Source organism: Mycobacteroides sp. CBMA 271 (assembly GCF_009729205.1).
GTDB lineage: Bacteria > Actinomycetota > Actinomycetes > Mycobacteriales > Mycobacteriaceae > Mycobacterium.
The window spans coordinates 128849-144196 of the sequence record NZ_VTHB01000004.1; the positions used below are offsets into that span (position 1 = coordinate 128849).

General features: G+C 61.6%; 12 protein-coding genes and 1 tRNA gene. 8 read left to right on the plus strand and 5 right to left on the minus strand.

What is annotated here, in order from left to right:
- Positions 1-20: 20 nt before the first annotated feature.
- Positions 21-1307 (plus strand): deoxyguanosinetriphosphate triphosphohydrolase, encoded by a 1287-nt coding sequence (locus FZI91_RS11955; RefSeq protein ID WP_155939232.1) that lies wholly within the window; start codon positions 21-23, stop codon positions 1305-1307.
- A 25-nt stretch (positions 1308-1332) separates the two neighbouring features.
- Positions 1333-3237 (plus strand): DNA primase, encoded by a 1905-nt coding sequence (gene dnaG, locus FZI91_RS11960; RefSeq protein ID WP_162525604.1) that lies wholly within the window; start codon positions 1333-1335, stop codon positions 3235-3237.
- Here dnaG and FZI91_RS11965 read toward each other — a convergent pair.
- Positions 3212-3487, minus strand: a complete 276-nt coding sequence (locus tag FZI91_RS11965; protein ID WP_162525603.1) for a hypothetical protein — start codon at positions 3485-3487, stop codon at positions 3212-3214. The two genes, dnaG and FZI91_RS11965, sit on opposite strands and share 26 nt — an antisense overlap.
- 191 nt (positions 3488-3678) lie before the next feature.
- On the opposite strand from FZI91_RS11965, the gene FZI91_RS11970 reads away from it, so the two are divergent.
- Positions 3679-3751 (plus strand) — tRNA-Asn (locus FZI91_RS11970).
- Positions 3752-4154: 403 nt separating this feature from the next.
- Here FZI91_RS11970 and FZI91_RS11975 read toward each other — a convergent pair.
- Both FZI91_RS11975 and FZI91_RS11980 read right to left on the minus strand, forming a co-directional pair.
- Entirely contained in the window at positions 4155-5207 is a 1053-nt protein-coding gene (locus FZI91_RS11975; RefSeq protein WP_155939233.1) for an FkbM family methyltransferase, read from the minus strand.
- A gap of 177 nt (positions 5208-5384) precedes the next feature.
- Positions 5385-6845 carry an MFS transporter gene (locus tag FZI91_RS11980; RefSeq protein WP_155939234.1) on the minus strand — a complete coding sequence of 487 codons (1461 nt, stop codon included), beginning with the start codon at positions 6843-6845 and terminating at the stop codon, positions 5385-5387.
- A gap of 973 nt (positions 6846-7818) precedes the next feature.
- Between FZI91_RS11980 and FZI91_RS11985 the strand changes: the two genes are divergently transcribed.
- On the plus strand, positions 7819-8817 hold the full coding sequence (locus FZI91_RS11985) for a LysR substrate-binding domain-containing protein (protein ID WP_162525601.1): 999 nt from the start codon (positions 7819-7821) through the stop codon (positions 8815-8817).
- Between the two features lie 89 nt (positions 8818-8906).
- Here FZI91_RS11985 and FZI91_RS11990 read toward each other — a convergent pair whose 3' ends face one another.
- Positions 8907-10208 carry a cytochrome P450 gene (locus tag FZI91_RS11990; RefSeq protein ID WP_155939236.1) on the minus strand — a complete coding sequence of 434 codons (1302 nt, stop codon included), beginning with the start codon at positions 10206-10208 and terminating at the stop codon, positions 8907-8909.
- A gap of 478 nt (positions 10209-10686) precedes the next feature.
- Here FZI91_RS11990 and FZI91_RS11995 point away from each other — a divergent pair, with 478 nt between their 5' ends.
- Positions 10687-10953: a hypothetical protein gene (locus FZI91_RS11995; RefSeq protein ID WP_155939237.1), complete on the plus strand. Its 267-nt coding sequence runs from the start codon at positions 10687-10689 to the stop codon at positions 10951-10953.
- Here the strand turns inward: FZI91_RS11995 and FZI91_RS12000 are convergent.
- A complete protein-coding gene (locus FZI91_RS12000) occupies positions 10943-11668 on the minus strand; it encodes a DUF5642 family protein (protein ID WP_155939238.1) in 726 nt (241 codons plus the stop codon). The genes FZI91_RS11995 and FZI91_RS12000 overlap by 11 nt on opposite strands.
- Positions 11669-11728: 60 nt before the next feature.
- Between FZI91_RS12000 and FZI91_RS12005 the strand changes: the two genes are divergently transcribed.
- The 3 genes from FZI91_RS12005 (at position 11729) to FZI91_RS12015 (ending at position 15346) form a co-directional block, all read left to right on the plus strand.
- Entirely contained in the window at positions 11729-12460 is a 732-nt protein-coding gene (locus tag FZI91_RS12005) for a VIT1/CCC1 transporter family protein (protein WP_162525600.1), read from the plus strand.
- A 97-nt stretch (positions 12461-12557) separates the two neighbouring features.
- Positions 12558-14546 carry an ABC transporter ATP-binding protein gene (locus tag FZI91_RS12010; protein ID WP_162525676.1) on the plus strand — a complete coding sequence of 663 codons (1989 nt, stop codon included), beginning with the start codon at positions 12558-12560 and terminating at the stop codon, positions 14544-14546.
- Complete coding sequence (locus FZI91_RS12015) at positions 14543-15346, plus strand: energy-coupling factor transporter transmembrane protein EcfT (RefSeq protein WP_155939240.1); 804 nt, start codon at positions 14543-14545, stop codon at positions 15344-15346. The genes FZI91_RS12010 and FZI91_RS12015 overlap by 4 nt, the downstream gene beginning before the upstream one ends.
- Positions 15347-15348 lie beyond the last annotated feature (2 nt).

The window sequence follows — 15348 nt, forward strand, 5'->3', positions numbered from 1 at the left end:
CCTGGCAGACTGGGCTCACGATGCCCAAACAGGATGCCTACACCGATTCCGACCGTGAACGCGTCGTCACCGAAACACCCAAGACGGCGATGATCGGAAACCCAGCCGTCTCGGCCGTGCAGGAGTACCGGACCGACTTCGCGCGCGACAGGGCACGTGTCCTGCACAGCGCCGCGTTCCGGCGTTTGGCCGATAAGACCCAGGTGGTGGGGCCGCGTGAGGGCGATACGCCGCGCACCCGGCTGACGCATTCGGTGGAGGTGGCGCAGATCGGGCGCGGTATCGCCACCGGGTTGGGCGCCGATCCGGACCTGGTAGACCTCGCGGGGCTGGCACACGACATCGGACATCCGCCGTACGGACACAACGGTGAACGGGCGTTGGACGAGGTGGCCGTGGACTGCGGCGGGTTTGAGGGCAACGCGCAGAACCTGCGCATCCTTACCCGGCTGGAGCCCAAAGTCGTTGATGCCGAAGGCAACAGCGCCGGGCTTAACCTGACCCGGGCGGCACTGGACGCCGCGACGAAGTATCCGTGGCTGCGTGCGCCCGGCGGTAAGAAGTTCGGGGCCTATGACACCGACAGCGCCGCACTGGACTGGGTACGTGCCGGGGCGCCGCCGCAGCGGCGCTGCCTGGAGGCGCAGATCATGGACTGGTCAGATGACGTCGCCTATTCGGTGCACGACGTTGAGGACGGCGTCATCTCCGGGCGCATCGACCTGCGGGTGCTGGCGTCGCCGGGGGAGGCGCAGGTGTTGGCCGAGTTGGGGGTGCGTTCGTTCGGCGGCCTGGAGCAGGGGGCGCTGGAGGAGGCGGCCGCGCGGTTGGCGACGCTGCCGGTGGTGGCGGCCATCGGCCCCTATGACGGCACGTTGACGGCGTCGGCGAACCTCAAGCGGCTGACCAGTGAATTCGTGGGCCGGTTCGCCTCGGCCGCGATCGGCGCCACCCGGACGGTGGCGGGGGACGGCCCGCTGATCAGGTTCGAGGCCGAGCTGACCGTGCCCGAGATAGTGGCCGCCGAGGTGGCGGTGCTGAAAATGCTTGCGCTGCAATTCATCATGTCCGATCCGCGGCATATCGCGGTACAGGCCCGTCAGCGTGAACGCATCCACCGGGTGGCGCAGTGGCTGGTCGCGGGGGCCCCGGCCACGCTGGATCCGGTGTTCCTGCCCGCGTTCGAGGCCGCCGCAGACGACGCGGCCCGCACCCGGGTGGTGGTGGATCAGATCGCCTCGTACACCGAAAGTCGACTTGAGCGGGTGGACCGCGATAGTCAGGGCGTGCAAGCCAGCTGGGCCTGACGGCGAGGTTGGCTAAGCTAACCGGGTGGCCGGCCGGATTCCTGATCGCGATATCGCGGCGATCCGTGAGCGCACCCGGATCGAGGACATCGTCGGCGACTACGTTCAGCTCAAGCGTGCGGGTGCCGACTCGCTCAAGGGCCTGTGTCCTTTCCATGACGAGAAGTCGCCGTCCTTTCATGTGCGGCCCAACCACGGGCACTTCCACTGCTTCGGTTGCGGTGAGGGCGGCGACGCCTACACCTTCATCCAGAAGGTCGAACACATCACCTTCGTGGAGGCTGTCGAGCGGTTGGCCGACCGGATCAGCTACACCATCAACTACGAGGGCGGCGGCACCGCCGTGCAGCGTGACCGCGGCACCCGGGCTCGGCTCGTCGCCGCCAATGCCGCGGCGCAGGAGTTCTATGCTGCCGCACTGGATTCCCCGGAGGCGGCACCGGCACGTCAGTACCTGACCGAGCGTAATTTCGATGGTGCCGCGGCCAAGCAGTACGGGTGCGGGTTCGCGCCGGCGGGGTGGGACACCCTGACAAAGCACTTGATGCGCAAAGGCTTCGAATTCAAGGAGCTGGAAGCTGCCGGTCTGTCCAAGGAGGGGCGCCGCGGCCCCATCGACCGATTCCACCGGCGGCTGCTGTGGCCGATTCGATCCAGCAGTGGCGAAGTCATCGGTTTCGGGGCGCGCAAGATCTTCGATGACGACACCATGCCGGGTAAGTACGTCAACACCCCGGAAACCATGCTGTACAAGAAGTCTTCGGTGCTGTTCGGGCTGGATCTGGCGCGGCGCGATATCGCCAAGGGACATCAGGCGGTGGTCGTCGAGGGCTACACCGACGTGATGGCGATGCACCTGGCCGGGGTGACCACGGCGGTGGCATCCTGCGGCACCGCCTTCGGTGAAGAGCACCTCTCGATGCTGCGACGTCTGATGATGGACGACTCGTACTTCCGTGGCGAGCTCATCTACGTCTTTGACGGAGACGCCGCCGGCCAGGCCGCGGCCCTGAAAGCCTTTGAGGGAGAACAGAACCTGGCGGGTCAGTCGTTTGTGGCGGTGGCCCCGGATGGCATGGACCCGTGCGATCTGAGGCTCAAGTCGGGGGAGGGTGCGCTGAGTGATTTGGTTGCGCGTCGAATTCCGCTCTTCGCCTTCGCGATCCGCTCGGCGCTCGCGGAATCGGATCTGGAGATCGCCGAGGGCCGGGTCGATGCGCTACGGCGCTGTGTGCCGATGGTCGCCAAGATCAAGGATCCGACGCTGCGCGACGAGTACGCCCGGCAGCTGGCCGGCTGGGTCGGCTGGGACGACGTGGCCCAGATTCTCGCGCGGGTGCGTGAGGAGGCCGGTAAGGCGGCGAGGGGCGGCGCTGCTTCGCCCGACCGTCGTGCCCGCGGTGCCGAAGCTGGGGCCGCACCCAAGGTTGCGATGCCCGACCCCAAGGACCCCACCCTGTCTCCCCAGCGGGAAGCGCTCAAGGCCGCACTACAGTTCCCCGCCTTGGCCGGGCCGGTATTCGATTCACTGCCCGCCGACAGCTTCACCCATCCCGGCTACGTGGCGGTGCACGCCGCTATCGAGGCGGCCGGGGGCACCGCGGCGGGAGTCGTCGGTGCGGAGTGGACGGAGAAGGTGCGGCAGAGCGCGTCGTCCCAGAATCAGGTGATGCTGATCAATGCGCTGACCGTCGATGCCATTCAGGTCGACAGCGATGAGCAGCTGCCCCGGTACATCGGGTCGGTGTTGGCCAGGCTGCAAGAGGTGTGGGTCGGACGGCAGGTGGCCGAGGTCAAGTCGAAGCTGCAGCGGATGTCGCCGGTGGAGCACGCCGACGAGTACCACGCGCTGTTCGGTGATCTGGTGGCGCTGGAGGCGTATCGGCGCAGTCTGCTGGAGCAGGTCAGCGGCGACGAGGTGTCGGGCTGACCTGCTTGTTGTCGAGCTGAGGCTCCGGCTCCAAGATCATGGTCGTCTCGTCGATCGGTGTGAGTTCCACCATGTGTGGGTCGGGGGAGAGGCTGTGCGCCAGACGGCGACGGCTGATCTCGATCAGCTTCTTGGTCGCGGGACTGGCCGTAACCGCCTGATACCCGTTGACGATCTGCTCGTATCGGCGGCGGCCAGCCTTCGCGCCCAGCACGTAGCCCGCTGCCAGCACCAATAAAACCCGAATCACGAACCCTCCACCGACGTACGAAGTTGCCCCTATCCTGCCTGATGCACCTGTGAAGGGCTGAGCCAGGACACTTCCAGGTGCCCGCCTCTACGCGACAACGCGCTCGGAGGGGGAACTGACTTGGCTTTCACCCCGGCTCGTAAGCTAGAGTCATGCCTCGGCTCGCGGTACAAACAACGCGAACCGGGTAATCCCCTGTAGCTCAATTGGCAGAGCTTCCGACTGTTAATCGGACGGTTCTTGGTTCGAGTCCAAGCGGGGGAGCACAGCATCGCAAAAGCTCCGTCTCCTCCGGGAGGCGGAGCTTTTGCGTCCCGGGGTCCAGCGGCGTGAGCTGCCTCTGCAGCGAGCGGACGGGCTTAACGGGCAGGCCATCATGCCGCGTTGCCGGTGATGTCATTGCTTGAATTGGTTGTGGTCGTGACCGCGTGGGCAGCACGGAAGGTCTCCGACTAGCCGGGCGGCGTTCTAGATCCTGGTCACACCAACAACGGCGCCGAGAAGTCGAGCGTATTCCCCGTTGGTATGGAGCGGTCGAGCTAGCCTTCGTCTGCTGGGAGTTTCTTCGATGAACTAGCACCTGGCCGGTGATTGCCGCCCACAGGCGATGGGTTCGCAGGCCCATGTCGGATGCGATCGAATCGCCACCTCACCCCAACGGCCCAGGTCACAATAGATCTGCGTCGCTACGCGACAACACAATATCAATCTGTGCTACTCGCCGCTCCAAAAGCGATAGGTCACGAAGTCGACTCGGTGCGTCGACGTCATTGGGCCACAGATGTCGCCAGGGCATCGAATTATTTGGTATCAGATAAACATGGAACCCGTGCTCAATAAAGGGCGATAACACATCGATCGGTCGCAATTTTGGATCGACCCACCATTGTGGGGAAATTTCTACTATAATTTCTGTGTAACTAGCTAACTTATCAAGTGAATTTCGCAAACCGGCAAGCACGCCAACCTCCCCGCCTTCGACATCTATCTTAATCAGGCGTGCAGAGGCTAATTCTTCGTGAGTGACGAGTGCGCTGAGTGGCGCGGCCCGAACCTGCCCCTTTTCCTGCAAGCCTCGGAGGGTAGTTGTAGCGGTATGCCCTGTGTTATGGGCAGGACCAAAAAATAGCGGAAGGCTGTGCTCATGGTCGGACACCGCGCATGGAACTATGCGGGTATTTCCCAGGCCGTTCTTCACTAGAGTGTCCTTCAATGCAGCAATTGTAGGCGGAGCGGGCTCGATGGCTACTACGGTCCCGTTCGGCCCAACCGACGCGCTGGCTATCGAGGTTACGTATCCAACGTTCGCCCCGACGTCTATAAAGGTGTCGCCGGAACGCAGTCGATGACGAAGGAAGGCAGTAAGGTTGGGTTCCCATGTGCCGAATAAATATATGTATGTCTGAATGAGGTCGGGAAGCTGGCATTGTATGCGGATGCCCGCTTTAGTTATCCCCTCGACCGTCACTGGGCCGCGTAGGCGTTGTCGGATATACAACCAAGTAATTAATAGCGTAAACGGCGGCAGAAGAAGCAACGCCCGGATGGAGCGTTCAATTCTTCCGATTCGCGTTCTGTGGGTAGACAATATTCCGAAATATACACGGCAAAATCGAAGGATTGGTGAGCTCTTCATAGACACTTTCTTCACATTAATGGAAGTAATACTGCTGCAACGCAGCTGGCGCGACTCGGCGAAATTTTCCGGTTGGCAATCCATGGCGAGAGCAATCGCTCGAAGCTGACTGTCAATCTCGCCACAACCATAGTATCCATACCCACAAAACCGTTGTGATTGCAGCGCAAATTACCATGATCACGGCGAACAACTTCATAGAAACTCCTGAACACTAACTGTGCTTGCGATTAGGGCTGGAATTATGTGGATTTCTGAAGCTCATGTGACGGCTTCGAGGTCGGTGCCCACGGTCTCGGGCAGAGTCAGTGCGGTGCCAGCGCTGACGAGGAGTGCAACGATGGTGGCAGCTGTGAACAGGTGCGGGTGGTGGTGGGCCGTCAACCAGGTTTCTACATACGGTGCAGTGCCACCGAATAATGCAACCGTGATCGCGTACGGAAGTGCCATGCCTCTAACGCGGATATGTGTGGGAAAGAGTTCGGCGAACAGTGCTGGGGCGATGGCAAGTGTGGCACTTTGTAGCACGAGGATTACCGACATTGCGACGAACAATTGCCAGGCACTGCTACGTAGCAGCAGTTCCATTGGCGCCACTGCTGCGGCACATCCTAGAGCCCCAATCAGCAGGTTGGGCTTGCGACCGTACCGGTCAGAGAGCGTTGCCCATGCCGGTAGTGAGGCGACCGAAAGGAGGTATGCACCTACTGCGGCCCATAAGGCCGCTGTTGGGTTGACTCCTAGAATCGTGGTTGCGTACGCGGGTGCGGCAGCTCCCCAGCTGTAAGCGACTATTGCTGGACCGGCGACCAAACCGCATATCTGTAGTGCTCGTTGCCGATACAGGCCCCACGGGGTTCGGTGTGCGTCTCTTGACCTAACGACGCTTGCTGAACTCGGAGGTTCTTGAAGTGTCATGCGCTGCGCTAGCGCAGCCAAGCCGGCGATGCCGCCGACCGCGAAGGGCACTCGCCATCCCCACTCCGACATTGCCTCCGCGCCGAGGAACCAGCTCAGTGATGCGGGTAGTGCTAGGCCGCAGATGACGCCTATCTGACCTGATAAATAAATCATGCTTGACCAAAGCCCGCGGCGTCCTCGCGGTGCGATCTCTGCAACGTAGGTTTGGGCGGTCGGAAGCTCTCCACCTTCCCCAAGCCCCTGCAGGAGTCGCAGACAGAGCAGTAGAACCCCGGACAAGTCGCCTATCGACTGATAGGTGGGCAATAGCGCTACACCGATACTTCCCGCGGCCACGCAGGCGATAGACAGCGCCAGCGCGATGACGCGGCCACGCCGATCGGCTAAATGGGCGAGCAGCGCTGCCCCCAAGGGTCGTGCCACAAAACCAACAGCGAATACTGCAAACGTAGCAAGAATGGCCGAAAGCGGTGACGAGTGAGCGAAGATCTGCTCCGAAAAGAAGGGTGCGGTGGAAACGAACACCACCCATCCAAACCACTCTAGGGCGTTGCCGCTACCCAAAATCACCATATCCCTCGCCGAAGTCTGGCTACCAGAAATTGGTGTCAAGTCGCGATCGTCAGCATTATTGCCAACGATCGACCCATTCTGGCTTGCCTCCGGTGTGATGGTGGATTCTGGCGTAAGCGCGGTGCCGGCTATATGTAGTTCGTCGTCGTGTGAAGGAGGTCTGTCACTACTTCCTCTGGCAGTATTTTTCCGCATGCCGAGAGGCAGAAGCGACATGAATGAAATCATTGCGAACCCTCACTTTGAACTATCGTGTAGCAGATTCGTACGAATGCCGCAAATACTGTGGGCTGTTTTTACTTGCAGTGCATAGCGGGCTTCCGCGGACTGGATCAATCTGTCTTCCGCAAGAGAATTGTTGGCAGTACATGTGTGATTTGTGCCGACACCGGTACGCCCACAATGGGCGGGTGTACGCCGAGCGATTCCTCGTCCTCTTCTGCGGGGTACGCCGAGCATTGTGACGTTTCTTCTGTTGGCTGATGGTCCCTGCTGGGATCTGCATCTTGTGACACCTCAGGGCGATACCGCATCGCATTGATAGCGCTGAGAGTGCGCCCCAGGGGGACGGTAAGCATGCGTGCTGGCAAAGATCGGTCTCGGGCCAGTGCGATCTCATCCTCAGTCCATGAGCGGGCGCTCGAATGTCGAGGTTTCCACGTCCGCCAGCGATTGTTCCAGGCTGCGTCGGCTGCCTCGTTGATTGGCTGCCAGTATTGACGCTGTTCTTCGGCTATCTTTTCGACACGCCTCGTCTCTTCCTCGAAGCATGTAGCGCAGCGGCAGCCAGACTGGAATCCTGCCAGCCCATGTTTCATCGGCCGTCCTTTCGGTTGCTTCGCCTGATATCGGTAGATGGCAATCGCGCGCCTGGGTTCTAGATCTAAGGGGGAATCAGGAATCTGCGTATTTACTGACAACAACCTTCCGATTTCCTGGCAAACCGATAGAATCGACCGCGAAGGTTGCATTCCGTTTCGTGCATGTTTTGCGATTGCAGGGCATGACAGCCATTTGAGGCTTGAATACGACGGTTGTCCAATATGATCCGCTCGGCTGATCCATAGGCTCGGGGCAATCGTGCGAGTGTTCTCGCTAGATAAATGTTGTATCTGTGCGATCTAAGTCACACGAAAGATTCGATCTGGGTGAGATCACATACGTGTCGAGCGCTATCGAAATACGTCGGCATACTTGTGAGGTGAAACCGGTTGAGCTGAGCCCTCGTCTTCTGCAGCAGTTCTGCGTGCTTGCCGAAGAGAAGCACTTTGGGCGGGCCGCTGACCGTCTTCTTATCAGTCAGCCGTCTTTGAGTCAGGCAATCGGCAGGCTTGAGCAATGCCTGGGCATCATGTTGTTGAGCAGAACCTCGCGCACAGTGGAGTTGACCGCCGCGGGCAAGGCATTCGCCATCGATATAGAAGGTGTCCTGGAGGCGCAGCACGCGGCAGTGGCGCGTGCGCGCCGCGTGGCCAATGGCGAGGAAGGTGAGCTCCGGTTAGGAACTACAGGCTTCATTGCGTACACACTTGCTCCTGCACTTTTGCGACGATGTCATGAGGATCTGCCGCACTTGCAGATGCAGCTGCAAGACTGCAGATCCGACGAAATGATCGAGAGAGTCAAGTCCGGACACGTCGATGTGGCGGTTCTGTATGGGCCGCTGGATGATTCGGCGGGACTGTCAGTTTCGGTCGTGACCACTGAGCCAATGATGGTGGCGCTGCCCTCGGGTCACCGGCTTGCGCACGCGCCGGCCATTGCGCTTGGTGACCTCGAAACCGATCGGTTCGCGCTCCCGTGGCAGGAGCAGGCGAACCTGGCGCGAGAGTATGTCTCCATCTGCCAGGCTGCGGGTTTCATTCCACGTCAGACGGCGAGCGCCAGCACCGTCACGGGACTGCTAGCGCATGTCGCCTCGGGGTCATGCGTGTCGCTCGTTCCATACCGAATGCGGTACTTCACACCGCCTGGCGTCGTACTCGCACCGGTGGTGGCGAACACAACATGTTCAGGTGCGGCAGGTCCCTTGCACAGTATCCAAGTGAAAATGCTGGCTGTCACTCGCGCCGATCATCGGGACCTTACGATCGGCATGGTCTTGCGCTTCCTGCAGGACCCGACGGTCCATGCCCCGCCCTTAACGGTCTCCGAAATCCACGCACAGGCCGCTTGGCTTGACCGTCAACACAGCAGTTGATCGGTCGTCGTGTGTCGTGCGACGAATTTCTGCAGCCGTGTCGCACACGCTACCCTGAGCAAAGTGCGGCTTCGCTATTCGCGGGGCCTTCATCTATCTATCTGTGGGAGCGGAGGGTTGCATCCATGCAGCGTGATTGGCAGCCTGAGATAGCCGTGAACTTGTAGGCTGCGCCGCCATTTCAGGGCGGCGGGATCGACCGCGAGGGTGAAGTTGGGGAAGGCCGCCACCAATGCGCGAATAGCAATGGTTGACTCCAAACGTGCTAGGGGTGCGCCCACACAATGATGGATTCCATGCCCAAATCCTAAATGTGTCAACCCATTTCGTTCTATTTTAAAGCGGTTGGCTTCAGGGAAAGCTGCGGGGTCACGATTGGCTGCGGCGAGCGAAACGAGCAGAAACTCTCCGGTGCCGATCGTGGTGCCTGCGACGGTGATTGGGCTTGTGGTGTGCCGCAACGTTGTTGTGTGCCCGGGGCCGTCGTGTCGCAGCACCTCCTCAATAAGAGATTCGGTGCCGGCAGGCTTAGCATTTATCTGCCGCCGCAGCGCAGGATTGGAAGCTAGTGCGTGCGCAGCATTGGCAATCAGGTGCACAGTGGTGTCGTATCCGGCAATCAGCATGAGTGCGACGTGATAGATCAGCTCCGCGTCGGTAAGGCCCTGCTGATCGAATTGTGCGGCGATCAGTGTGTCCAGAAAATCGACTGCGCGCCTTGTTTCGTCTCCCTCGCCGGGGTGCTCATCGCTTCGCCGGATGGCCACCAGATCGGATAAATAGTTCCCCAATTCTATGAGGGCTAATTGTCCGGACATGCCATCAGCGAATGCACTTTCATCCATGATCGTCAGGACCAGAGAGTCGAACTGATCTCGGTCGGCAACGGGTACGCCTAGCAGTCGAGAGATCACCATCATCGGCAAAGGTGCTGCGTACCTTGCTATTAGGTTTATGCTAGCCGCGCTAGCGCTGACGATCAGACCCTGGACAAGTTCCGCTGCAACTTGCTTGATGATGGGTTGCATTCGGGCGCTCGCTACCGGGGTGAACATTGTGGCTACCATGGAACGCAATCGTGTGTGATCCGGCGGATCACTATTGAGCAGGCTGATCAGCCAGGGTTTGTGTCCAGAACCTGATTGCCAATCCTTGCCGATCCCCTGTGTCAGGGCTGCGCGGCAGGCTGATTGCGCATCCCGGCTCAGTCGTGGATCGGAGAGTATCTCCTTGCCGAGGGCATGGTCGATGACGAGCCAGGCTAGCAGTCCATTGGGTAACTTGATGCGATGCAAGGACACATCTTCTTGCCGTAGTCGGTCATACAGCCGCCAGGGATTGTCAAAGAAGGTTTCATCGAGAAGTAAGATTTGATGTCCAGGCTGGATCATGTCGGTCTTTCTCTGCGCTGATTCTTGCTGGTTTAGGGGGGCAGGCCATGTGCATCAACCCCTGGTTGGCATCAGAGCTGGATTTCTAGCTGCAATTCTTAAGATGCATTGTCGCCTTTGGCAATTGATCGAAAGCACCTGAAGGGCACACGCTGTGTGCTTCATTGAGTGCGCGGCGGAAGAAAGTCTTCGGATTCAGATATGACGCTGGGTTCTATTGGGACCATTCGCTCCGAATCGTTCTAACAGGGTGGCGCGGAAGAGTGGTACTTGTCGGCGTCGTTGGGTGGTTCGAGCTGAAGCTGGCAATGGCGTACATCCATCTCATGGCCAAAGTGCCAGTAGAGTCCAATATCAGTTACTCGGCTGATCAATAGGTTGAATGCAATAGCGCCAGCTCCTCTTGACGCACTTTGCGCTGTGCTGTGACGAATCACATTCAGTGCCAAGGCCTCTGAACCAGGACTATCCTGGAGGCATGAAGCGACCACGACGAGTGGCGCGAACTCTCTGCTCGGCGATCATTGCCGGAGCTCTGGCTTCAGCGCCAATGATCTTGCCCAATCCGCAAGTGGGCGCAGCGCAGGCGAGCGTCTGCGCCGCGGCCGGCTTCACCACCAAGTGTGAGGGCGTGCCGAGCCTGCCGGGATACGGCTACGGGTACTACCCGCCGGGTATGTACGGGGGAATGCCGGGATACCCGACCCAAGCGGGAGCGGGCATCCCGGTGCGAACTAACCCTTGACGGCGTTGACTGCCTTCACGAAGACATCGGTCAGGTCGTTGTTGTCCACTTCGCCCATGCTCGACACCGTCACGGCGTGGTGGTCGTCCAGCTGCGCCGAGTAGGTCGTCTGCTGCATCGTCTGCTCCATACCGGGAGCGCTGATCTTGAGCGTCGTTGACGTCCCCGTCGTCTTCACACCCTCAATGGCGGGTGCTTCGATCTTCTCGCCGGTGCCCTCGGCCATTCCCGCGATAGACACGGTGAACTTGTCGCACTGCCCGTTGCTGGTGTCCTCGGGAATCGCGTTGGCTGTCTCGATTGCCGCCGTGACGATCATCGTCTTGGCCGTCGGGTTGGCGGGATCGGTGGGCTTGGCGCCAGTGACGCCCTTCATCGATGTGCCGGTGACCTTGGGCATCGAGCCCATCATCTTGTCGGCGCACTCCTTGGGTTGGAAGGTGGCCTGATCGAAGATGCCCTTCATCTGATCGAGTTCCTGCTGGCTCACCGTCGCCCTCGGCTGCACCTGTGTGGTGTACCCGGACGGGAACTGGTCCTTGATCGCGTCGATCTTGTCGATGTCGATTCCGCTGGCAGCAGCCGCCGCCGTGCTGGCGGCACTGCTGCTCGCCGAGGAGCCGGAGGACTCTTCCTTCTTGTCATTGTTTGAACACGCCAGCATCAGTCCGCCGGACACCAGGACGGTGCCGAGCGCGGCCAGTGAACGATTCATTTCGGTAATACCCCTCTTGAGCGGTGCGATTGCAAAGGCCTGGCAGTAGATTCAAACATCGTGGCACTCGACGGCTCTACGGGATCTGCCGAACTACCGCATGAATTTGACCATACGCACCCGGACGTGTCCGGGGGATGGCTGCGTGCGGCCACGTTCGGCGCAATGGACGGCCTGGTGACCAACACGGCTCTGGTCGCCGGTGTGGGCGCCTCCGGGCTCAACACCCAGGCGATCGTGCTGACCGGCGCCGCCAGTCTGGTGGCGGGTGCGTTCTCGATGGCGCTGGGCGAGTTCACGTCCGTGTCGACATCCAACTCGCAGATCGAGCACGAAGCGAGTGTGGAACGTCGCGCCATCCAGCTCCACCCCGACGCCGAGAAGCGGGAGCTGATGGCCATGCTCGGCGATATCGGGCTCTCGCCGCAGACGGCGGCCGCTGCCGTTGAGGAGATCCACCAGGACGAGAACACCGCGGTGACGATTCACCTCACCCGCGAGCTGGGCATCAACCCCAACGACACTCCGTCGCCGTGGGTGGCTGCCATCTCCTCGTTCCTGACGTTCTCGGTGGGTGCGGTGGTGCCGCTGATCCCGTTCCTGCTGGGATTCGCGTCACTTCTGGCCGGGCTGATCTGCGGTGGGGTGGGTCTGCTGATCGCGGGATGGATCGCGGGGCGCTACACGGCACGCGCTCCGTGGCGCAGTGCCTTGCGCCAGTTGGCTTTTGGTGCCATCGCTATCGGGGCCACCTATGTGATAGGGCATCTGATTGGCGTCGCGGTGAATTAGTGCGCCGCAGCGCGAACCTGAGAATGTGCTGAGTGCCAACATGCTGGCTGGCAGAATTGTTTAAGTGAATTTGACCGGCGCGCCTCGGCGCAGGGCACTGCAACCCGATGAATTGGCTCAGGCGGCCGTGATGGCCGCGCTCACCGCCGCCATGGTCATCATCGGAGTCGCCTTGCCCATCTTCGGTGCTCTGCAACTGCTGGGTGCCATTCCCATGGGTCTGCTGGGATATCGCTATCGGATCCGCGTGCTGCTGGCCGCCGCCGTGGCCGGCGGTGTCATCGCGTTCCTGCTCGCCGGGCTAGGCGGTTTGATCGCGATGGGCAACTGCGTCTACATCGGCGGGCTGACTGGTGTGGTGCGCCGTCGCGGTCACGGGATGCCGGTGCTGACGGTGCTGGCGGTGATCTGCAGCGCGATCATCTCGGTTTTGGCGGTCGGGGCGCTGGGACTGCTGAACCGGATGCGTACTTTGATATTCGACGCTATCCGCGCCTCGCTGGAGGGCCTGTTCAAGATGATCAGCCATCTTCCGCACTTGGAAGCCGTCGGCGTGCACACGACAAGTGCGATCGACTTTGCGATTCGCAACTGGATGTGGTTCATCGGCGGCATCGTGTTCGTGTTCGTCCTGTTCAACACGATGTTCGGCTGGTGGGTGCTCTCCCGGGTGATTCGGCGTCTCGCGGTGATTCCCGACGTGCACCAGTTGGACCCGCCGGTGGCAGCGGGCGCAGTGGGGCCGGTGCCGATCCGCCTGAAGGATGTCCGCTTCCGCTATCCGCGCGGTGAATCCGATGCGCTGGCGCCGCTGTCGATGACTATCGATGTGGGCGAGCATGTCGCGATCACCGGGCCCAACGGTTCCGGGAAGAGCACTTTGATGCGCATCCTGGCCGGGCGTGAACCCACCTCCGGTGAGATCGAGCGACCCGGCTCGGTGGGGCTCGGCGCTATCGGCGGCACCGCAATCGTCATGCAGCACCCGGAAAGTCAGGTGCTGGGTACCAAGGTCGCCGACGATGTGGTGTGGGGTCTGCCGGCCGATCACGAGGTCGACATCGACGGTCTGCTGCGCGAGGTCGGTCTGGAGGGGATGGGTCAGCACAGCACTTCTTCGCTCTCGGGCGGCGAGCTGCAACGACTGGCGGTGGCGTCGGCGTTGGCGCGTGACCCCGCGCTGCTGGTAGCCGACGAGATCACCAGCATGGTTGACCCGCAGGGGCGCCAGGTGCTCCTGGACGTGCTGTCACGGCTCACCGATCAGCACCGAATGTCCGTGGTGCACATCACACATTTTCAGTCGGAGGCTGCTGCCGCCGACCGTGAGGTGGCTCTGCGCGCGGTCAATGGAAAGTCGGCGCTGGGCGCCATTCAGACGGTGCCGGTGCCCACCACCACGGCCGCGGTGCCCGATGCCGCCTCGCCCGTCGTCCTGGAATTCGACGCGGTCGGTCACCAGTACGCCAGCGGAACACCCTGGGCGAAAATGGCATTGCATGAGGTGTCGTTGACCGTGCACGAGGGTGACGGGGTGCTCATCCACGGCGGCAACGGCTCGGGCAAGTCGACGCTCGCGTGGATCGCCGCGGGTCTGACCAAGCCGACGACGGGACAATGTCTCCTGGATGGCAGCCCGGTATCCGATCAGGTGGGATCGGTGGCCATCTGCTTCCAGGCGGCGCGACTGCAACTCCTACGCAGCCGCGTCGACTACGAAATTGCTTCGGCGGCAGGGTTTTCTGCACGCGATATAGGCAGGGTCATCGAAGCGCTGGCCAGGGTCGGGCTGGACGCTGACCTCGCCAAGCGTCCCATCGATCAGCTCAGCGGCGGCCAGATGCGCCGAGTGGTGTTGGCCGGGCTGTTGGCTCGCTCTCCGCGTGCCTTGATTCTCGATGAGCCGCTCGCGGGGCTGGACGCCGAGGCTCAGGCAGGCCTGCTGCGGCTGCTGGTTGAGGTGCGGGAGCGTGAACGGCTCACCATCGTGGTCATCTCGCATGACTTCGACGGCATGCAGGAACTGTGTCCGCGGACCGTGCACCTGCAATCCGGAGTGCTGCTGCCCGAATCGGTGCTGTCATGACAACGCGCGCACCGCGCCGTCCGGTGGTACTGCTGCGCCCCGTCCCCGGCACCTCGCCGATCCACGAGCTGTGGGCTGGCACCAAACTCATTGTGGTCTTCCTTATTTCGGTGCTGCTGACGTTGTTCCCGACCTGGACGGCGATCGGCGCGGTAGCGGGGTTGGTGATTCTGACCGCGTGGCTGGCGCAGATCCCGCGCGGGGCAATGCCCACCATTCCGCTGTGGATGGTGGCGCTGGTGATCGGCGGCAGCCTCACGGTGTTCTTCAGTGGGGGCCCGCCGTTCTGGCATATCGGCGGACTCACCATCGGATTTCACGGTGTACTGGCGGTGGCGCGCACCACCGCGGTTGCGATCGTGCTGCTGGGTGCGGGTGCCATGGTGTCGTGGACGACGAATGTCTCCGAGATCGCGCCGGCCGTTGCGACGTTGGGCCGGCCGTTGAAGGTCCTCGGGATTCCGGTCGACGAGCGTGCGGCGACGTTGGCGCTGGCGCTGCGGTCGTTCCCGATGTTGTCCGACGAATTCCGGGTACTCGTCGCGGCCCGCAGATTGCGCCCGCCGCAGGTGCGCGAGGGCAGGCGCGGCTTGCACTGGGTGGCCGAGGTGGTCGACATGCTCACCGCCGCAATCACCGTCGCATTGCGGCGTGCCTCGGAGATGGGAGATGCGATCACGGCGCGCGGAGGGACTGGGCAGATCGCCGCGCATCCGGCGCGCCCCGGTCTGCGTGACGCGGTCGCGCTGCTGTTGGTGATCGGCATCGGGACCGCGGTCGTATTGTTCGAGGTGCTGTAGCG